A 19,155-nucleotide genomic window follows, 5' to 3' on the forward strand; every position below is an offset into this window, starting at 1 on the left:
CGCGTGACGGCCGAGCCGGGCGCGGGTTAGCCTGGGCCATGCCCTTTGGTTGACGCCCGTTACCGCCCCCGGCTCGGCCGCTCGCCCGCCTCGCGGTGGGCTGGGCGCTCCTGGCCGACACCGTGCCGATCTACCCGCTGTACGCGCTGCTGTTCGTGTCCACCGGGTTGTCGGATGTCGAGATCTCGGTCCTGTTCGCGATCTGGTCGACCGTCGGGGTCGTGGCGGAAGTGCCGTTCGGCGCGTTCGCGGACCGGTTCTCGCGGAAGTGGTCGATCGTCGGCGCAGGCGTGTGCCAAGCCGCCGGTTACGCGTTGTGGACGGTGTTGCCCGGGTTCACCGGGTTCGCGGTGGGTTTCGTGCTCTGGGGCGTGGGCGGCGCGATGTCGTCGGGCTCGGTGGAAGCCCTGTTGCACGACGGTCTCGCGGCGGCCGGCGCGGTCTCGCACTTCGGCAAGGTCCTCGGTCGGGTCACGGCGGTCGGCCTGCTGGCCCAGATCCCGGCCGCCCTCCTGGCCACCGTGCTGTTCTCGACCGGCGGATTCGTCCTGGTCGGTTGGGTGAGCGTGGCGACGTGCCTGGGCGCGGCCCTGGTGGCGACCCGGCTGCCGGAGACACCGCGACCGGAACGGGAGAGCTACCTGGCCACGTTGCGGTCCGGTCTGTCCGAGACCGCGCGCGTGCTGGACGTCCGCCTGGCGGTGCTGGTCGTGGCGATGCTGGCCGCGATCGACGCGTTCGAGGAGTACTTCCCGCTGATCGCGGCGGACTGGCGGGTGCCCGTGGCGCTGGTGCCGCTGGCGACGTTGGCCATCCCGCTGGCCGGTGCCGCCGGCGCCGCGTTGGGTGGCACGCGGCTGCCGTTGGGGGTGTTGCTGGGCGGAGTGGCGGTGCTGCTCGGCGCGGCCGGTCTGGTCGGCCACCCGGCGGGGTTGGCGGTGGTGGCGGTGTTCTACGGCGTGTACCGGCTGGTGTTGGTGACCGCCGAGGCCCGGTTGCAGGAGCGGATCACCGGTGACGCGCGGGCGACCGTGACGTCGGTGGCGGGGCTGGCGAGCGAGGTGTTCGCGTTCACCGTGTACGCGGCGTGGGTGTTCGGCGGCGTGGTCGGCGTGTCCGTGCCGGTGCTGGCGCTCGCGGTGTTCCTAGTCGGTCAGCGACTGAACCTCGCCGTACGTGGGGATGTCCGGCGGGATCGGGACGCCGTCGCGCACGGCTTGAGCGGTCCGGACGGCCTCGCCGAGCGCGGCGCGGAACAGGAGTGAGCCGGTGCTGACGCGGCGGACACCCAGGTCCTTCAACGTCCGGACGTCCAGCTGTGCCAAGACGTTCAGGGGCACGGGGACGGCCGCGACGACGTCGGCGATGTCCCGTTTGTCGGTGAGGCCGGGCACGAAGACGCCGTCGGCGCCCGCGTCCACGTAGCGGAGCGCGCGGTCGACGGTGGAGTCCCGGTCGACGCCCAGCCAGTGCGTGTCGACCCGGGCGTTGACGAACAAGCCGGGCGCGGCGTCCTTGAACGCACGCACGATCGCCGTCTGCTCGCCGGGATCGGCCAGGCCTTCACCGCGCCCGTCCTCGACGTTCACCCCGGCCACGCCCAGCTCCCACAGTTCGGCCGCCAACGACCGCACGTCACCGAATCCGGCCTCGACGTCCACCGTGATCGGAACCGGCAGCCGCACCAGCATCCGGGCCAGCGCCAGCGTCTCCTCACGTGCCACACCGGTCGCGTCCGGAATCCCGTGTGCCGCCGCGACGCCCAAGCTGGTCGTCCCGATGGCCGGGAACCCGGCCCGCGCCAACGCCGCCGCCGACGCGAAGTCCCACGCGTTCGGCAGCACTAGGAAGTCGTCGTGCAACCGGTGGAACGCCCGCGCCCCCTCGACCAACGCCCACGCGTGCGCCTGCCCCGGGCACTCATGCCGCCCGGCCCCGAACCACGCGTCGCTCAGGTCCACTTCGACCACCGACCCGTCCGGCGCGACCCGCCGCGTCACCGGCACCGGCGGCTCGACCCCGGCGATCAGCGCCCGCGTCGCGTCACACGCCTGCACCAGCAACCCGATCCGGTTGGCCGTCTCCTCGTCCCACACCCCGCCGCACGCCGCGACCAGCCGCGCGACCGCCTCATCAGCCTCAGGCGTCACGTCGACGTGCGGCTGGTAGCACCGGGCCGCCACCGCCACGTCCCCGGCGACCGACCGGGGCAATCCCAGCGCCTCGGCCAACACCGCCACCGGCATCCCCGGCCGCCGCAACGACTGAAGATCCACAGTGGACAGAGTCCGCTCCACGAACGCGCGCCGCCGCTCGTGGTCGGCGCCCTCGCTGAACCGCACCACCCCGGCCCGCAGCCACGCGACGCCCGACTCGGCCGCGGGCACCGGAGTCACCACGTAGGACTTGTCATGCAAGAAGCTCATGCGGCCAACGTAAGGCCCGGTTGCTTCGGCGCACGCCGAACCGTCGTCGGCGCACAATGGCGGGCATGGCAGCCGACGAACTGGCGAACCTGGCCGCGTTGCTGGCCGACCGCAGCCGTGCCCGGTTCCTGCTCGCGCTCATGGACGGCAAGGCGTGGACGTCCGGTGAGCTGGCCGACGCCGCCGAAGTCGCGCCGTCCACGGCCAGCGAGCACCTGAACAGGCTCGTCCACGGCGGTCTGCTGGTCGAACGCCGGCAAGGCCGCCACCGGTACGTCCAGCTCGCCGGTCCGAAGCAGGCTCAACTGCTCGAAGACCTGCTCGGCTACCTCGGGCCGACCGAACCGGCGAAACCCACGCTCCGCGCGTCCGCCGCCGACCAGGCTCTGCGGCGCGGCCGGACGTGCTACGACCACCTCGCCGGACGGCTGGGCGTGGCCATCACCGACGCCATGACGGCCCGCGGCCTGCTCACCGACGGACTGACGATCACCGACGACGGCCTGGCGTGGCTCGAGGCCGAACTCGCGTTCACCCCGCCCGGCACCCGCCGTCCGCTCGCCAGGGCGTGCCTGGACTGGACGGAACGCCGTTCGCACCTCGCGGGCACGGTGGGCGCGCACGTGTGCGCCCACCTCCACGCCCGGAACTGGGTGCGCCGGATCGGCACCGGCCGCGCCGTCCGCCTCACGCCGACCGGTGAAGCGGCTCTGCGCGACCTGCTCGGCGTGCTACCGGTCTAGCCGCCTAGGCGACGCTTAGACGCGCGTCAGCCAATTCGGCAGCCAGGAGGCGTTCCCCGCCGGCATCACGTCGACCACGACGCAGGTGATGTTGTCCGGGCCGCCGCCCGCGTTCGCCGCCTCGATCAGCGTGCGCACGGTCTCGTCACCGTCCGCCGTGGCCGTCAGCAGTCGGGCGATGTCCGCCTCGGCCACCACGTCCGACAGCCCGTCCGAGCAGATCAGGTACCGGTCGCCCGCCTCGACGTCCTGGAAGAACAGGTCCGGGTCGTGCGCGCTGCCCGCCTGGAGCGCCCGCATGAGCATGGACCGGCCGGGGTGCTCGGCGGCCTGTTCGGCGGCCATCCGACCGTCGTCCACCAACGCCTGGACCATGGTGTGGTCGCGGGTGACCTGGGTCAGCACGCCCTCGCGGACGACGTAGCAGCGCGAGTCGCCGATGTGCCCGACCGCGAACCGCTCACCGTCCCACCACAGCGCGGTGAGCGTGGTGCCCATGCCGCGCATGTCGAAGTTCTCCTCGGCCAGGTCGGTCAGCCGGATGGCGATCTCCCGCGCCGCGGCGGACAGCTCTCCGAGGGGGTCGTCGGCCTCCAGGTCGAGGTCGGCCAGCACCGCCACCGCGATCGAACTCGCCACTTCGCCGTACGCGTGACCGCCCATGCCGTCCGCTACGGCGAACAGGCGGTCGTTGAAGTACACGGAGTCTTCGTTCGCTTCACGGCGCAGGCCGGGGTCGGTGCCGACGGCGTACCGGAGCGCATACATGCCGCACAGTGAATCACCCGCACGAGTGCCCGTGAGCAGGGCATGTCCAATCCGGTCACCTGGGACGGCCGTAAAACTCGCTCAAGAGCAACATGGCCGCACCCGCCGCGACCACGTCATCACCCAGCGGGGTGATCGACACGTCCACCGGCAGCCACTCGTCCTTGGGCAGCCGGGCCCGCACGCCCTCGACGTAGGCGGTGGGCTCCGCGAGCACCGCGCGACCGGCCAGCACGACGTGGTCGATGTCCAGCAGCTGCACCAGGTCGGCCACCGCCACGCCCACGATGGACGTCGCCTCGACCAGGTCGCCCCGGGCGGCGGCGAGGTTGTGCAGCGCCTCGATGCACCCGCTCCGGCCGCACACGCACGGCGGGCCGTCGAGCTGGAGCGTGGTGTGCCCGTACTCGCCCGCGTTGGTCCGCACGCCCCGGTGCACGCGGCCGTCGAGCAGCATCCCGATGCCGAGGCCCGTGCCGACGAGCACGAGCACCGCGTCCCGCAGCTCCTCGCCGCGCCGCCACGCCTCCGCGACGACCGCCGTGTTCGTGTCCTTGTCGAGCACGACCGGCAGCCCGAGCTGCTTCTCCGCCATCGCCCGCAGCGGCACGTCGTGCCACGCGGTCAGGCCGGTCGGGTAGTGCACCACGCCGGTGCGGTGGTCGAGCGGTCCGACGAAGCCGATGCCGACGCCGAGCAGCCGGTCACTGCGCAGGCCGTCCACCAGGCGGTTCAGCTCGGCCACGAACGTCGGCGGGTCGAAGTCGCACGGCAGCGGCGCGACCGCCCGGTCCAGCACGGTGCCCGCCAGGTCGGTGAGCACGACCCGCAGCTCGTCCCGCTCGACCTGGGCGCCGAGCGCGAGCCTGCTGTCCGCGACGAGCTTCAGCAGGGTGCGCGGCTTGCCGACGCCGACGTTCCGGGTGCCGGACTCGACCAGCAGCCCGTCGTCGATGAGCCGGTTCACCACCTTGGACACCGCCTGGGGCGTGAGCCCGCTGCGGTCGGCCAGCTCGACCCTCGTCACCGCGCCGGACCGTGCCAAGCCCAGCACTACCGCGTCGTTGTATCCCCGCAGGAAGCGCAAGTTGGGCACGGGTCCATCATCGCATCTAGCAATTACTAAACGACGTTGCTTTAATCCCTCCATGCTTCTCCGCACCGGACTGCTCGGCTACGGCATCGCCGGCCGCGTGTTCCACGCACCGCTGATCGCCGCGACGCCCGGCATGGAGCTGAGCGCCGTCGTCACGACCGACCCGGCACGGCGGGCGCAGGCACAGGCCGCGTTCCCCGACGTCCCCCTGCCGCACACCGCCGAGGAGCTGTTCGCGCTCGACCTGGACCTGGTCGTGATCGCCACTCCCAACCGCACGCACGTGCCGCTGGCGCTGTCGGCGATCGAGGCGGGCCTGCCGGTCGTGGTGGACAAGCCGTTCGCGCCCACGTCCGCCGACGCCCGCCGGGTGCTCCAGGCGGCGCGCTACCGGGACGTGCCGGTGACGGTCTTCCAGAACCGGCGGTGGGACTCCGACTTCCGCACGATCCGGTCGCTGGTGGCCGACGGCGCGCTGGGCGCCGTGACCCGGTTCGAATCCCGGTTCGAGCGCTGGGTGCCGGACGTCTGGGACAACTGGCGCGAGTTGGGCGCGCCCGAGGAGGCCGGCGGGCTGCTGTACGACCTGGGCGCGCACCTCGTGGACCAGGCGATGGAGCTGTTCGGGCCGGTGGCGACGGTGTACGCGGAGCTGGACCGGCGACGGCCGGGCGTCGAGGTGGACGACGACGTCTTCGTGGCGTTGACGCACATGAACGGCGTTCGCTCGCACCTGTGGGCCAGCGCCGCCGCGCCACACCACGGGCCGAGGTTCCGGGTGCTCGGGTCGGCGGGCGCGTACGTTTCGGACGGCTTGGACCGCCAGGAGGACGCGCTGGCGGCCGGCAAGCCGTTCGACGACTTGTCGACATCCGGCCGGTTGGTCCTGCCGGGCGCGACCGAGGAGATCGTCGGCCTGCCGGGCGCCTACTCCGAGTTCTACCGGCTGCTGGTCGCCGCGCTCCGCGACGGTGGCCCGGTGCCGGTGGAACCCGAGTCGGCGGTCTGGGCGCTGGAAGTCATCGAGGCGGCGTTCACCTCCGCCCGGACCGGACAGGTGGTGTCGCTGTGAGCTTGCTGGAGACGTTGGCCGAGCAGGAGTCCCGGCTGGTGTTCCCGTCGTTCGACAACGAGGTGGCGCTGGCGTTGGGCGCGTTCCTGCTGTCGGCCGCCCGCGAACGGTCGTTGCCGGTGACGATCTCGGTGCGGCGCGGGCAGCAACGCCTGTTCCACGCGGCGCTGCCGGGGACGTCCGCGGACAACGACGAGTGGATCGACCGGAAGAGCCGGGTGGTCGACCGCTTCGCCCGCAGCTCGTACCGGGTCGGCGAGAGCTTCCGCGCGGACGGCAAGACGTTCGAAGTGGACTCCCGCCTGGACCCCGACCGCTACGCCGCGCACGGCGGCGTGTTCCCCGTGATCGTCGCCGGCGTGGGGATGGTGGGCACCGTCGGGGTGTCCGGCCTGCCCCAGGCCGACGACCACGCGTTCGTGGTGGAGCAGTTGGAGGAGTTCCTCGCCACCACGGCCTGACCCTGGCGCACCGGCTGCCGCCCAGCCGGCGTGCCCATCCCCACCCGACGAGCGTCCTGCCCCCGGACGGCCGTCGGAAAGGCGGTGAGGGGCTTCCCACCCCTGGGAAGCCCTTCACCGCCTTGGAACCGCTGGACTACAGCTCCGGACCGGCGAGGTCGAGGCGTGCCAGCCGCTCGGGGTCGGAGAGGATGTCGATCCCGACGATCCTCTCGTCGGCGATCGTGAAGCCGATGATCGAGATGAGTTCGCCATCGACGGTGTTGACCAGTCCGGCCACGCCGTTGACCAGGGCCGGGCGGGTGGTCGAGGTGGTCGCCATGCGGTGGAAGGTGGCGAGCTGACCGGCCACGGCCTGTGCGCCGTGCAGGACCTTCATGCCGCCGGGTAGTGCCTTGCCACCGTCGGCGCGCAGCGTGACGTCCGGGTCCAGGACGGCCAGAAGTGCGGTGAGGTCGCCACCGCGGGCGGCGGCCAGGAAGGCGTCGACCACGCGTCGTTGAGCGGCCGGGTCCGGGTCCGGTGCGGGTGCCGCCCCCTGCACGCGTTGACGGGCACGGCTGGCCAGTTTCCTGGCGGCGACCGGTGTGCGGCCCAGGATCGGCGCGATCTCCTCGAATGGCATGCCGAACAGGTCGTGCAGGACGAACGCCAGCCGTTCGGCGGGGTTGAGCGATTCCAGCACCACGAGCAGCGCCAGGCCCACCGAGTCGGCCAGCACCACTTGGTGCTCGGGATCGACCACCTCGTCGGTGACGACCGGGTCGGGCAGGCGGTCCTCCAGCGGGTCCTCCTGGCGCAGGCGGCGTGAGCGCAGCATGTCCAGGCAGACCCGGCCCACGACGGTGGTCAGCCAGCCGCCGAGGTTGTCGATGTCGTCGGACTCGGAGCGGGCCAGCCGCAGCCAGGCCTCTTGGACTGCGTCGTCGGCCTCGGTCAGCGAGCCGAGCATCCGGTAGGCCACCGCCTTCAGGTGCCCGCGGTGTGCTTCGAAGCGCCCGGCCAGGAAGTCGCTGTCGTTCATGGTCACCCCTCGTGTCGGCGGCCGGAACTGCCGGCGTTCACGACGATGACGAACGGAACGTCCGCGATGTGACCGCCGGGATCCGGTCACATCCACCGCTCGCCACGCGTCAAGGCGGTGACAGCAACGAAATCCGGAAGGACGCATCCCACCATGACCACCACGCAGGACACCCGGACCACCACGCAGGACACCCGCCAGTCGCGTCTGCCCAACCCCGCCGTGCTCGTGCCCGAGATGGGGCAGGTCGCCGGAGCCCTGTTCAAGGCCGTCGGCAACGGCTCGGTCCCGCAGACCACCGTCGGCCTGGTGCACCTGCGCGCCGGGCAGCTCGTCGGCAACACCTACCTGACCACGCTGCACACCGGCAACCTCCGCAAGGCCGGCGAGACGGAGGACCGCATCACCGCCGTCGCGTCGTGGCGGGACGCACCCCACTTCACCGCCGCCGAACGTGCCGCGCTGGCACTCGTCGAGGCCGTGCTCACCCCCAACCCGCACGGCGAGCGCGTCCCCGACGAGCTGTACGCCGAGGCGTCCGCCCACTACGACGACAAGGCGCTCGCCACGCTCGCCATGGCGATCGGCCAGGTCTGCTTCTTCATCCCCGTCGCCCTCATCGGCAGGCCGCTGCCGGGCGTCGCGCCCGCGGAGCAGTGGAGGGACTGAGACGCCGAGCGGTGAGGGCACCCGAACCCGGGTGCCCTCACCGCTTCTACCCGTGCCGGATCGTCAGCAGAACACCTCGTTCAGCACCTCGTTGTAGCCCTCCAACTCACCGGGGTCGGGGGCGGAGGTGATGGACGCGGTCAGGCGGGTCTTCGTGTCCGGCGTGCTCGCCATCACGCTGGAGTAGCCGGGGATGCCGCCGCTGTGGCCCCACACCGTGACGCCGCACGGCAGTTCGGTGGACGTGAAGCCTAGGCCGTAGCCGTGCGTGTTCGGCAGCACCGACGTCAGCTCCTTCTGCTCCGCCGGACCGAGCAGACGGCCGTCCAACAGGGCGTCCACGAACCGGTCCAGGTCGCCGGTCGTGGAGATCATCTCGCCCGCCGCGTACGCGATCGACGGGTTGATCTCGGTGATGTCGACGACCTGCCCGGCCACCCGCACGTACCCGTGCGCGTGCGGACCGGGGATGCCGATGCGGGTACCGGGCACGGACGTCGCGCCCAGACCCAGCGGACGCAGGATGCGCTGCGCCACCGCGACCTCGTACGGCCGTCCGGTGACCTTCTCGACCAGCATCCCGGCGACGACGTAGTTCGTGTTCGAGTATTTCCAGTCGGTGCCGGGCGCGAAGTCCAGCGGCTTCGCGGTGGACAGGGCGACCAGCTCGGCGGGCGTCCACGTCTTGTAGCGGATGGCCTCGAACTCGTCCGGGTTCAGCGGCAGCGCGTTCGTGTAGTTGTAGAGGCCGCTGGTGTGCTGGAGCAGGTGCCGCACGGTGATCTTGTCGCCGTCCGGCAGCAGGCCCGGCAGGTACCGCTGCACGGGCGCGTCGAGATCGACCTCGCCCTCGCCGACCAGCTGCAGCACGACCGTCGACACGAACGTCTTGGTGATGCTGCCGACCCGGAACCGGCCGTCCGTCGGCACCGGCCGCGACGAGTCGACCTTCGCCGTGCCCGCGCGGGCGGTGAACTGCTGCCGTCCGTCGGTGACCCGGATCTGCACCCCCTGTGCCCCGGTGCGGGTCATGTCGTCCAACGCGCGCTGCACGACCTTCCGGTCGATCCGGTGGTCAGCGGTCCCCGGCTCCGCTACCGCCGTCCCCCCGATGCCCACGGCCGCCAACCCCACGACGGCGGCCAGAGCGATTCCCCTCTTGCCCATCAACGTGTCCTCCCTGTTGACGTTGAGGACACCGAGTCTTGCCGTCCGGCGACGTCCGCACGTCGGCCCCTGGTCTGGGAGTGGGCGCGACTTTAGGCTGATCCACCCCTAGTGGTCGCGAAGCTGCGGAACCGGTTCCGAGGACCCTGACACTAGTCCATTCGAGTGACGAGAATGGTCTAGACCTTGACCGTGAAGTGGTCTGAACCACATGGTGGCGTCAACCCTGCACTCCTTTCCTGACAAGGAGCACGATGTCCAAGATCCGATGGCATGTCACAGCGTTGTTCGTGGCGGTCGCCACGTTGGTGGTGGGGCTGGTCGTCGCGCCCGCGGCGAGCGGCGCGGGCGGCGTTTCGGCCACCTTCAGCAAGGGCTCGGACTGGGGCACCGGGTACGAGGGCAAGTACACGATCAAGAACGGCGGCACGTCCGCCCTCACGTCGTGGACCGTCGAGTTCGACCTGCCCGCCGGCCACCGGGTCGGCTCCCTGTGGGACGGCTCGTACACGGCCAGCGGCCAGCACGTGACGGTCAAGAACACGTGGAACGGCAGCGTGGGCGTCGGCGGCACGGTGAGCTTCGGCTTCAACATCGCCTACTCCGGCGCGTACTCCGGCCCGGCCAACTGCAAGCTGAACGGCGCGTCGTGTGACGCCGGCGGGACCAACCCGACGACGACCACTACCACCACGACGACGACCACGACCACGACGACCACCACGGGTCCGACCACGACCACCAGCAACCCGCCGGTCGGCACGCGGAAGAACCTCGGCTACTTCACCCAGTGGGGTGTCTACGGCCGCCAGTACTTCGTGAAGAACATCCACACCAGCGGTTCGGCCTCGAAGCTGACGCACATCAACTACGCGTTCGGCAACGTGCAGAACGGCCAGTGCACCATCGGCGACTCCTACGCCGACTACGACATGGCGTACACCGCCGCGAACTCCGTCGACGGTGTCGCGGACACGTGGGACGCCGGTTCGCTGCGCGGTTCGTTCAACCAGCTGCGCAAGCTGAAGAAGATGTACCCGCACATCAAGGTGCTGTGGTCGTTCGGCGGCTGGACCTGGTCCGGCGGCTTCGGCCAGGCGGCGCAGAACCCGGCCGCGTTCGCCGAGTCCTGCTACAAGCTCGTCGAGGACCCGCGCTGGGCGGACGTGTTCGACGGCATCGACATCGACTGGGAGTACCCGAACGCCTGCGGCCTGACCTGCGACACGTCCGGCTTCAGCTCGATGAAGACGGTCTCGCAGGCCCTGCGCACCCGGTTCGGCGCCAGCTACCTGGTAACGGCCGCCATCACGGCGGACGGGTCGAACGGCGGCAAGATCGACGCGGCCGACTACGGCGGCGCGGCGCAGTACCTCGACTGGTACAACGTCATGACGTACGACTACTTCGGCGCGTTCGCGGCGCAGGGTCCGACGGCGCCGCACTCGCCGCTGACGGCGTACCCCGGCATCCCGCAGGCCGGGTTCAACTCCGACGCGGCGATCCAGAAGCTGAAGGCCAAGGGCGTGCCGGCGGCCAAGCTGCTGCTCGGCATCGGGTTCTACGGGCGTGGCTGGACGGGCGTGACGCAGGCTGCTCCGGGCGGCACGGCGACCGGCGCGGCGCCGGGCACGTACGAGGCCGGTATCGACGACTACAAGGTGCTGAAGACGAAGTGCCCGGCCACCGGGACCGTCGCGGGCACGGCGTACGCGTTCTGCGGCAACCAGTGGTGGAGCTACGACACCCCGGCCACCATCGGCGGCAAGATGACGTACACCAAGAACCAGGGTCTCGGCGGCGCCTTCTTCTGGGCGCTCGACGGTGACACCACCAACGGCGAGCTCATCACCGCGATGGGCAACGGCCTGCGCTAGCACTTCCCTGCACACACGGCACACACACGACGGGCCCTGCGGGCATTCCCCCGCAGGGCCCGCCGCCGTCCCGAACGTTGAATTCACCCGTCCCGAACGTAGGACTCACGCGTTCTGAACGTAGGACTCACGCGGTGGTCGCGTGAGTCCTACGTTCGCGTCGCGTGAGTCCTACGTTCGGAACAGGCGTGTCCTACGTTCAGGACCCCCGAATTCAACGCTCGGGTGACGGGGTCCAGGACGTTTCGGAGACCGGGCTGCGGTCGCGCAGGGGTTCCCACCAGGAGCGATTGTCGGCGTACCAGCGGATGGTGTCGCGGACGCCGGTGGCGAAGTCCACCCGCGGCTCCCAGCCGAGCTCACGGCGGATCTTGGTCGAGTCGAGCAGGTAACGGCGGTCGTGCCCCGGACGGTCCGGCACGGTGGCCTTGCGCGACGACGGCAGGCCCAGCTCGTCCAGCACCAGGTCCGCGATCTCCTCGACGCTCGCCTCCACCCCCGTCCCCACGTGGTACGTCTCCCCGACCCGCCCACGCAGCAGCACGGCCTCGATCGCCCGGCAGTGGTCGAGCACGTGGATCCACTCGCGGCGGTTGTCCTTCGACGCGTAGACCGGCAGGTCGCCCCCGTCCAACGCCCGCGTCGTGAACAGCGGCAGCACCTTCTCCGGGAACTGGTTCGGCCCGTAGTTGTTCGCGCAGTTCGTGATCGTCACCGGCAGCCCGAACGTCTCGTGGTACGCCCGCACCGCGTGGTCCGCCCCTGCCTTGCTCGCGTTGTACGGCGTCCGCGGCCGGTACGGCGACTCCTCCGTGAACGCCGACACAGCGTCCAACGCCAGGTCCCCGTACACCTCGCACGTCGAGATGTGGTGGAACCGCCGCACCCCCGCCCGCCGCGCCGCCTCCAGCAACGCCTGCGTGCCCATCACGTTGGTCCGGAAGAACCGGGTCGGGTCCAGCACCGCCAGGCTGTTGTGCGACTCGGCCGCGAAGTTCACCACCACGTCGATCCCGCTCAGGTCGAACGACGCGATGTCGCCGTGCACGAACGTGATCCGGTCCCGCACGTCGGCGAGGTTCGTCTCCGTCCCCGCGTACGTCAGCGCGTCCAGCGCCACCACCCGATCGGAGGGATGCTCCCGCACCCAGTGACGCGTGAAGTGCGACCCGATGAACCCGGCCGCGCCGGTCACGAGAACTGATGTCATACCGCACGCTACCCACGTCGACGGCCCGCGTGCCGGAGCGCGCGGGCCGTCTACAAGACAAAGCCGGCCTAGAGCGTCAGGCTCCAGGAGTTGATGTGCCCGGTGTCCGCCGAGTACACGTCCTGGACCCGCAGCTTCCACGCGCCGTTGCGCGCCTCGGACGAGACGTTCGCGGTGTACGTGGTGTCGATGTTGTCGCCGGAGTCGTTGTTCGACGCCTTCAACCGGTACGCCGAGCCGTCCGGCGCGACCAGGTCGATCACCAGGTCACCCCGGTAGGTGTGCACGATGTGCACCTCGACCTGCGACGTCGCCGAAGCGTTGCCCTCACACCCGGCGATGGTGATGGTGCTGGTGACGGCCGCCCCGTTGTCCGGGATCGCCACATCGGCGTCGTTGGTGGCCTTCGCGCACCCGGGCGGCGGGGTGCCACCGCCGTACGGGCTGGTCGCCTTCTTCGCCGCGTACATCAGCATCGGCTTGACCTTCGGCCAGAACGTCGACGCCTGGCACGAGTACGTCGGGAAGAAGCCCGAGCAGGTGCCGGACGACGGCCCGACCTCCCACACGAACGACGCCACGCCCAGGTCGTCGTACACCCAGTCGTCCGTCGCGCCGGCCGCGTTGTACAGCACCTCGCCCGGCTGCCCGTACTGCCAGCCACCGGCCAACGTCGCCATGTCCCGCGCCATCCCGCGCAGCGCCGCGTCGTTGCCCGTCTTGTACGACGTGGTCCAGCCCCACGGGAACAGCACCAGGTTCGAGTAGCTGTGCATGGAGATGACGACGCCGGTCGTGTCGGCGGGCGCGGCGTCGGTGACGGCGGTGCCGCGCCGGTCGCGGTACAGGTTGCGCCACAACCCCTGCAACGCCCGCGTCTCGACCTCGGAGTTCGCCGACGGACCCTTGTAGGTCTGGGCGCACGGGTCGGACGACGTGCCCGCGCCACCCCAGTGCGAGTCGGTGTTGCGGTTGAGGTCGATGCCGATCTGCGACGACGACGTGCCGGAGCAGCTCGACCCGTTCGTGGTGTTGGCGTTCTTGCGCTGGTAGCGCGGCGAGTTGCCGCCCTGCTGCACGATGTTCACGCCGTCCGGGTTGGCGATCGGCACGACCCACACCTCGGTGGTGTCGAGCAGCGCGGTGACCTCCGCGTCGACGCCGTAACCGGTGGTCAGGTGGTCGATCCAACGCCAGGCGATGTCACCGGTGGACAGCTCGCGGGCGTGCAGCTGACCCATCACGAAGAACCGGGGCTTCGGCGCGGACGTGTTCAGCGCGCAGTCGCCGGCGTTCTTCTTGGTGATGCAGATCGCGCGCAGGTCGTACCCGCCGGCGCCCTGGGTCTTGCGCCACGAGTCGCCGTAGTCGACCAGCGTGGTCAGACCCGGGTGCTGCTGGCCGACCAGGTCGAGGTGCGACCAGTGGGCGTTGATGGTGCGGTAGCCGCCGTAGTACGTCTCGTTGATGTCCGCCGCGTCGAACGTCGGCGACTGGGACTTCTTGGCCGGCGGCTGCCACTCGGGCGCGGGCAGCACCTCGTCGATGACGGCGGTGAAACCGGACTGCTTGAGGCCTTGACCGGTGTCCTTGTCGCCGAGCACGAACAGGTAGTCACCGTCGCGGTCCTCCAGCACGTCGAAACCGCGCCCGAGCAGGTTCTGGGCGGCGGCGCCGAGGGGCGCGTGGACCTTGTAGACGTAGGTCGGTCCGGCTTGCACGGCGGCGACCTCGGGTGCGGGACCGGCGGTGCCGGGCGTGCCCCCGGTGACCACCGCCGCCGCCGCGACACCGGCTATGGCCAGCGTCAGCAGTGAACGTCTGGTCGACTTCACGGTTGTTCCTCCTTGGCAGGGTGAATCGGAGGATGGGGTATGGGGACCTGCTTGCACACCCGCCATCCGGCCATACCTGGTCGTGGCGGCCGGGGGTTGCGGCCCGGGTTTTGACGGATGACGGTGAGGTACCCCGATCTTGGTCCGGATGGAGGAGGAGTCGTGACGGACGAAGAACTAGTCGAGCGCATCGGCCGGCTCGTGGAGGAAGAACACCGGCTGGAGGGTTCGCGCGTCGGCGAGGGTCTGAGCGCTGGTGACGCCCGGCGGCTGCGCGACCTCGAAGTCGCCCTGGACCAGACGTGGGACCTGCTCCGCCAGCGCCGGGCACGACGTGCGGCCGGTATGGATCCGGACGCCGCCAAGCCCCGCGACCCCGACACCGTGGAGGGTTACCGACAGTAGTCGCCGCGCCGCCTTGACCCGGCCCCTGGGGCAGCCCGGATGGTCGTCGCCATGGAGGATGTGCGGGTGGCACGGCTACTGGGCATCGGGGAGTTCGCCCGCCGGTCGAGGCTGTCGGTGAAGGCACTGCGGCTGTACGAGCGCCAAGGCCTGCTGCGGCCCGCCGAGATCGGCGAGGGCAACGGCTACCGGTGGTACGGCGAGGAGCAGTTGGCCGGGGCACGCCTGGTCGCGCTGCTGCGCAGGCTGGACATGCCGTTGGCCGACGTCGGCCGGATCGTCGCCGCGCCCGAGGACGAACGGGCCGACCTGGTCGCCGACTACTGGGCCGAGGTCGAGCACCGGATGGCCGTCCGGCGCGGGCTGGCCGCACACCTCCGTGTCGTGTTGTCCGGAGGAAAGGGCTTGGTGGACATGTACGAGGTCAAGCAGCGTGAAGTGCCCGAACAGGTGGTTTTGACGGAGCAGCGGCACGTGCTCCAGCCGGGGTTGGTGGACTGGATCGGCGCCGCGATGGCCCGCTTGGAGAAGGCGGCCCAGGCGTACGGCGGGGTCTCGGCCGCCCCGTTCGTCATCTACCACGGCGAGGTGAACGAGGACAGCGACGGCCCGGTCGAGGCCTGCGTCCCGATCAACCCCCCGACCGACTCGGGTGACCCGACCACCGCCTACCGAATCGAACCGGCCCACAAAGAGGCCTATGTCAGGCTGACAAAAGCCCAGGTGGTGTTTCCGCAGATTCTCTCGGCCTACGACGCCGTCGCCGTGTGGTTGAAGGAAAACGACCTCACAATCGCGGACTCGCCCCGTGAGGTCTACTTCGAGAACATCACCGAGGCAGGTCCGGACGACGTGGCCTGCGACGTGGCATTCCCGATGCGCTGACCGCGCTGACCGCGTTAGACCGCCGTCGGCACATGGCACTGGACGGAGCTTCAGAGCAGCTTCGCCAGCCGGTGGTCCAGCGCCGTGTGCCGACGGCCGGCCCCCACCGTGCGGACCGCCTGCCCGATCGCCTTCCGCGACCCGACCAGCACCACCAGCTTCTTCGCCCGCGTCACCGCCGTGTACAGCAGGTTCCGCTGGAGCATCATCCACGCGCTCGTCGTGATCGGGATGACCACGCACGGGTACTCGCTGCCCTGCGAACGGTGGATCGTCATCGCGTACGCGTGCGTCAGCTCGTCCAGCTCGCCGAACTCGTAGTCGACGTCCTCGTCCTCGTCGGTCCGCACCGTCAGCTTCTGCTCCACGAGGTCGATCGCCGTGACGACACCCAACGTGCCGTTGAAGACGTTCTTCTCGTAGTTGTTGCGCATCTGGGTGACCTTGTCGCCGACCCGGAACACCCGGCCGCCGAACCGGCGTTCCGGCATGTCCGGTTTGGACGGTGTCAAAGCCTCTTGCAGCAACGTGTTCAGCCCACCCGCGCCCGCCGGCCCTCGGTGCATCGGCGCGAGCACCTGCACGTCCGTGCGCGGCTTCAGGCCGAACTTGCGGGGAATCCGGTTGGCGACGACGTCGACCACGAGCGCCGCCGCGTCCTCCGCCTCCTCCGCCGGGAACAGGAAGAAGTCCGGCATCCCTTGCACGATGGGATAGTCACCGCTGTTGATCCGGTGCGCGTTGGTCACCACGCCGGATTGCTGCGCCTGCCGGAAGATGTGCGTGAGCCGGACGTTCGGGATCGGGCTCCCGTCCGACAGCACGTCGCGCAGCACCTCACCGGCGCCGACGGACGGCAGCTGGTCGACGTCGCCGACCAACAGCAGGTGCGCGCCCGGCGCGACGGCCTTCACCAGCTTGTTCGCCAGCAGCAGGTCGAGCATCGACGCCTCGTCCACCACGACGAGGTCCGCGTCGAGCGGTCGGTCGCGGTCGTAGGCGGCGTCACCGCCGGGCTTCAGCTCCAGCAACCGGTGCACGGTGCTCGCCTCGTGCCCGGTCAGCTCGTTCAGCCGCTTGGCCGCACGGCCGGTCGGCGCGGCCAGCACGACCTTCGCCCCCTTCGCCACCGCCAGCTTCACGATCGACCGCACGGTGAAGCTCTTGCCGCACCCCGGACCACCCGTCAGCACGGCGACCTTGCTGGTCAGGGCCAGCTGGACCGCGTCACGCTGCTTCTCCTCCAGCGACGCGCCGAGCCACGCGAACGCCCGTTCCCAGTCGACCGACTGGAACGCGGGCATCCGCTCGTCACCGGTCCTGAGCAGCCGCAACAGCTGGTTCGCCAACGAGATCTCGGCCCGGTGGAACGCGACCAGGTAGATGCCCGGCTCGCCGTCCGGCATGATCTCGCGGACCACGCCCTCCTCCGTCACCAGCTCGGCCAGGCACTCGATGACCAGGCCCGCGTCGACCTGGAGGATCTTGATCGCGTCGCCGATGAGCTCGTTCTCAGGCAGGTAGCAGTTGCCGTTGCCGGTGGCCTCGGACAGCGTGAACTGGAGCCCGGCCTTCACCCGCTGCGGGCTGTCGTGCGGGATGCCGACGGCCTTGGCGATCACGTCGGCGGTGCGGAAGCCGATGCCCCAGACGTCGTTCGCCAGGCGGTAGGGCTCCTGGCGGACGACGTCGATCGCCTTGTCGTTGTACTGCTTGTAGATGCGCACGGCCAACGACGTCGACACGCCGACGCCCTGGAGGAAGACCATGACCTCCTTGATCGCCTTCTGCTCCTCCCACGCGTCGGCGATCAGCTTGGTCCGCTTCGGGCCGAGCTTGGGCACCTCGATGAGGCGCTGCGGCTCGTGCTCGATGACGTCCAGCGCGTCGACGCCGAAGTGGGTGACGATCCGGTCCGCCAGCACCGGGCCGATGCCCTTGATCAGCCCGGAGCCGAGGTAGCGGCGGATGCCCTGGATCGTCGCGGGCAGCACGGTCGTGTAGTCGTCCACGTGGAACTGCTTGCCGTACTGGGGGTGCGAGCCCCACCGGCCGCGCATCCGGATCGACTCGCCGGGCTGCGCGCCGAGCAGCGACCCGACCACGGTGATGAGGTCGGCTCCTCGGCCGGTGTCGACGCGGGCGACGGTGTAGCCGGTCTCCTCGTTGGCGAACGTGATCCGCTCCAGCACTGCTTCGAGGATCGCGTCAGCCACCGGGTCACCCTAGGACGTGCCACCGACGACCAGCGCGGTCAGGGCCACAGGACCGCGCGTCCGCCGTACTCGCCGACCACCACGCCGTGGTCATTGATGCCCTGGGCGAAGCCGTAGTTGCCGTCCGGTACCGGCAGCAGCGTGACCTTGCCTGATTTCGACCACCTGATCGGGCGGTTGTACCTGCTGATCGCGGTGCCGGCGGCCTCGCCGTGGTCGTTGAGCAACGTCACCTCGCCGGCCGTGTACCCGGTCGGCAGCGCCATGTCCGTGACGGTGCCGTCGGTGGACCACCGGACCGGGCGGCTGCCCGCCTGCCCGAACGCGGTGCCGTCCGCGTCCACGGCGGCCAGGGTGCTGAACTGGTCGGGCGGTGTCGGCAACTCGGCCAGGGCTGCACCGTCCCAGCGCACGCCGTAGCCGGTCCGGTCGCCGCGCTGGATATCGCCGACGACGTACCGCCCGTTCACCGCCTTCGCGTTGGCCCAGGTGCTGCTGGGCGCGGCGCCCAGGTCCGTCAGCACGCCGTCGTCCCACCGCACGAAGTGGATCAGGTAGTCCGAGGTGTAGGCGAGGCCCGCGATCCTGCCGTTCTCGTCGACCGCGGTGGCCTCGGTCGCGTAGCCGGTCCCCGGCAGCACGGTGGCGGTGCCGTCACGGCCCCAGCGGATCGCTTGACGCGTGCGGTTCGCGTCGCCGCCGTAGCCGACCACCAGGCCGCTCTCGGTCACCGCGGTGGCGACGCTGTACTCGCCGCCGGGCAGCAGGTCGAGGACGGTCGCCGAGCCGTCGGCGTTCCACCGGGTGGCCTGCGACCAGTGCTCGGCGGTGCTGGTGTTGCCGTACGCCACGCCGTCCGCGTCGACTCCGAAGAGCGTCGCGTAATAGGCCCCGGCGGGCAGTGCCAGCTCGCTGATCCCGCCTTTCGCATCCCACCGCACCTGGCGCGTCTGCCCGTCCGCGCCGATGGAGCGCCCGACGACCACCCCGGCGTCGTTGATCGCCACCGCCGACCCCTTCGTGTCGCCGGGTAGCGTGGCCAGCTCTACGAACCCTGGCTGGGCATGCGCTGCGGGCGCACCGAAAACCACCGTGACAAGCGCCAAAGCGGCGCCAACCATCCGTCTCACGACAAACCCCCTTGGTGAAGTCCCTCCCGGCCACCAGCAAAGCAGCCCGCACCCGGAAAGGCTCCCGAAATCCCCCGTTCAGCCGCCGCCGAGCCGGGCGGGCGACACCAGGGCGCCTCCGGCCGCGAGGACGTCTGACCTGCGCCGAGGTTGCCTGCGAATCTCTCCACA

Annotated in this window: 17 protein-coding genes; 8 read left to right on the forward strand and 9 right to left on the reverse strand. The window is 70.5% G+C overall.

Annotated features, from left to right (window positions below):
• Positions 1–95 precede the first annotated feature (95 nt).
• Positions 96–1,265, forward strand: coding sequence for an MFS transporter (locus tag F4560_RS27200; RefSeq protein WP_312869503.1), 1,170 nt, complete (start codon positions 96–98; stop codon positions 1,263–1,265).
• Here the strand turns inward: F4560_RS27200 and F4560_RS27205 are convergent.
• The gene (locus F4560_RS27205) at positions 1,146–2,426 is read right to left on the reverse strand and encodes an isocitrate lyase/PEP mutase family protein (RefSeq protein ID WP_184924489.1); all 1,281 of its coding nucleotides are present in this window, start codon (positions 2,424–2,426) and stop codon (positions 1,146–1,148) included. The genes F4560_RS27200 and F4560_RS27205 overlap by 120 nt on opposite strands.
• A 65-nt stretch (positions 2,427–2,491) precedes the next feature.
• Here F4560_RS27205 and F4560_RS27210 point away from each other — a divergent pair, with 65 nt between their 5' ends.
• The gene (locus F4560_RS27210) at positions 2,492–3,169 is read left to right on the forward strand and encodes an ArsR/SmtB family transcription factor (protein WP_221483660.1); all 678 of its coding nucleotides are present in this window, start codon (positions 2,492–2,494) and stop codon (positions 3,167–3,169) included.
• Positions 3,170–3,184: 15 nt separating this feature from the next.
• On the opposite strand, the gene F4560_RS27215 is transcribed toward F4560_RS27210, so the two are convergent.
• Positions 3,185–3,937 (reverse strand): PP2C family protein-serine/threonine phosphatase, encoded by a 753-nt coding sequence (locus F4560_RS27215; protein ID WP_184924493.1) that lies wholly within the window; start codon positions 3,935–3,937, stop codon positions 3,185–3,187.
• Between the two features lie 55 nt (positions 3,938–3,992).
• The gene (locus tag F4560_RS27220; RefSeq protein ID WP_312869504.1) at positions 3,993–5,033 is read right to left on the reverse strand and encodes an ROK family transcriptional regulator; all 1,041 of its coding nucleotides are present in this window, start codon (positions 5,031–5,033) and stop codon (positions 3,993–3,995) included.
• Between the two features lie 52 nt (positions 5,034–5,085).
• On the opposite strand from F4560_RS27220, the gene F4560_RS27225 reads away from it, so the two are divergent.
• Positions 5,086–6,105: a Gfo/Idh/MocA family protein gene (locus F4560_RS27225; protein ID WP_184924497.1), complete on the forward strand. Its 1,020-nt coding sequence runs from the start codon at positions 5,086–5,088 to the stop codon at positions 6,103–6,105.
• The gene (locus F4560_RS27230) at positions 6,102–6,566 is read left to right on the forward strand and encodes a heme-degrading domain-containing protein (protein ID WP_184924499.1); all 465 of its coding nucleotides are present in this window, start codon (positions 6,102–6,104) and stop codon (positions 6,564–6,566) included. Before F4560_RS27225 ends, F4560_RS27230 begins: the two co-directional genes overlap by 4 nt.
• A 136-nt stretch (positions 6,567–6,702) precedes the next feature.
• Here the strand turns inward: F4560_RS27230 and sigJ are convergent, their stop codons facing one another.
• Entirely contained in the window at positions 6,703–7,590 is an 888-nt protein-coding gene (gene sigJ / locus F4560_RS27235) for an RNA polymerase sigma factor SigJ (RefSeq protein WP_184924502.1), read from the reverse strand.
• Between the two features lie 153 nt (positions 7,591–7,743).
• Here sigJ and F4560_RS27240 point away from each other — a divergent pair, with 153 nt between their 5' ends.
• Positions 7,744–8,259: a carboxymuconolactone decarboxylase family protein gene (locus F4560_RS27240; RefSeq protein WP_184924504.1), complete on the forward strand. Its 516-nt coding sequence runs from the start codon at positions 7,744–7,746 to the stop codon at positions 8,257–8,259.
• A gap of 63 nt (positions 8,260–8,322) precedes the next feature.
• Here the strand turns inward: F4560_RS27240 and F4560_RS27245 are convergent, their stop codons facing one another.
• Positions 8,323–9,426, reverse strand: coding sequence for a serine hydrolase domain-containing protein (locus F4560_RS27245; protein WP_184924505.1), 1,104 nt, complete (start codon positions 9,424–9,426; stop codon positions 8,323–8,325).
• 254 nt (positions 9,427–9,680) lie between these two features.
• Here F4560_RS27245 and F4560_RS27250 point away from each other — a divergent pair, with 254 nt between their 5' ends.
• A complete protein-coding gene (locus F4560_RS27250) occupies positions 9,681–11,303 on the forward strand; it encodes a glycosyl hydrolase family 18 protein (RefSeq protein WP_184924507.1) in 1,623 nt (540 codons plus the stop codon).
• Positions 11,304–11,517: 214 nt separating this feature from the next.
• Here the strand turns inward: F4560_RS27250 and rfbB are convergent, their stop codons facing one another.
• The gene (rfbB, locus tag F4560_RS27255; protein WP_184924509.1) at positions 11,518–12,513 is read right to left on the reverse strand and encodes a dTDP-glucose 4,6-dehydratase; all 996 of its coding nucleotides are present in this window, start codon (positions 12,511–12,513) and stop codon (positions 11,518–11,520) included.
• 68 nt (positions 12,514–12,581) lie between these two features.
• Positions 12,582–14,348, reverse strand: a complete 1,767-nt coding sequence (locus F4560_RS27260) for a M14 family zinc carboxypeptidase (protein WP_312869505.1) — start codon at positions 14,346–14,348, stop codon at positions 12,582–12,584.
• Between the two features lie 162 nt (positions 14,349–14,510).
• Between F4560_RS27260 and F4560_RS27265 the strand changes: the two genes are divergently transcribed.
• Together F4560_RS27265 and F4560_RS27270 are read left to right on the forward strand one after the other, a co-directional pair.
• Positions 14,511–14,753 (forward strand): DUF2630 family protein, encoded by a 243-nt coding sequence (locus F4560_RS27265; protein WP_312869506.1) that lies wholly within the window; start codon positions 14,511–14,513, stop codon positions 14,751–14,753.
• A gap of 51 nt (positions 14,754–14,804) precedes the next feature.
• Complete coding sequence (locus F4560_RS27270; protein ID WP_184924513.1) at positions 14,805–15,638, forward strand: MerR family transcriptional regulator; 834 nt, start codon at positions 14,805–14,807, stop codon at positions 15,636–15,638.
• 50 nt (positions 15,639–15,688) lie between these two features.
• Here the strand turns inward: F4560_RS27270 and recD2 are convergent, their stop codons facing one another.
• Positions 15,689–17,854, reverse strand: a complete 2,166-nt coding sequence (gene recD2, locus F4560_RS27275; RefSeq protein ID WP_312869507.1) for an SF1B family DNA helicase RecD2 — start codon at positions 17,852–17,854, stop codon at positions 15,689–15,691.
• 38 nt (positions 17,855–17,892) lie between these two features.
• Entirely contained in the window at positions 17,893–18,861 is a 969-nt protein-coding gene (locus tag F4560_RS27280) for a hypothetical protein (protein WP_184924515.1), read from the reverse strand.
• Between the last annotated feature and the right edge of the window lie 294 nt (positions 18,862–19,155).

Origin of the sequence: Saccharothrix ecbatanensis (genome assembly GCF_014205015.1) — a bacterium.
Lineage (GTDB): Bacteria > Actinomycetota > Actinomycetes > Mycobacteriales > Pseudonocardiaceae > Actinosynnema > Actinosynnema ecbatanense.

What these genes read in the sequence shown, in the direction of transcription:
- F4560_RS27250 (WP_184924507.1), top strand. Translation starts at nt 9,681, where the DNA reads ATGTCCAAGATCCGATGGCATGTCACAGCGTTGTTCGTGGCGGTCGCC.
- F4560_RS27245 (WP_184924505.1), bottom strand. Translation starts at nt 9,426, where the DNA reads ATGGGCAAGAGGGGAATCGCTCTGGCCGCCGTCGTGGGGTTGGCGGCC.
- F4560_RS27205 (WP_184924489.1), bottom strand. Translation starts at nt 2,426, where the DNA reads ATGAGCTTCTTGCATGACAAGTCCTACGTGGTGACTCCGGTGCCCGCG.
- F4560_RS27240 (WP_184924504.1), top strand. Translation starts at nt 7,744, where the DNA reads ATGACCACCACGCAGGACACCCGGACCACCACGCAGGACACCCGCCAG.
- F4560_RS27225 (WP_184924497.1), top strand. Translation starts at nt 5,086, where the DNA reads ATGCTTCTCCGCACCGGACTGCTCGGCTACGGCATCGCCGGCCGCGTG.
- F4560_RS27270 (WP_184924513.1), top strand. Translation starts at nt 14,805, where the DNA reads ATGGAGGATGTGCGGGTGGCACGGCTACTGGGCATCGGGGAGTTCGCC.
- rfbB (WP_184924509.1), bottom strand. Translation starts at nt 12,513, where the DNA reads ATGACATCAGTTCTCGTGACCGGCGCGGCCGGGTTCATCGGGTCGCAC.
- F4560_RS27215 (WP_184924493.1), bottom strand. Translation starts at nt 3,937, where the DNA reads ATGTATGCGCTCCGGTACGCCGTCGGCACCGACCCCGGCCTGCGCCGT.
- sigJ (WP_184924502.1), bottom strand. Translation starts at nt 7,590, where the DNA reads ATGAACGACAGCGACTTCCTGGCCGGGCGCTTCGAAGCACACCGCGGG.
- F4560_RS27210 (WP_221483660.1), top strand. Translation starts at nt 2,492, where the DNA reads ATGGCAGCCGACGAACTGGCGAACCTGGCCGCGTTGCTGGCCGACCGC.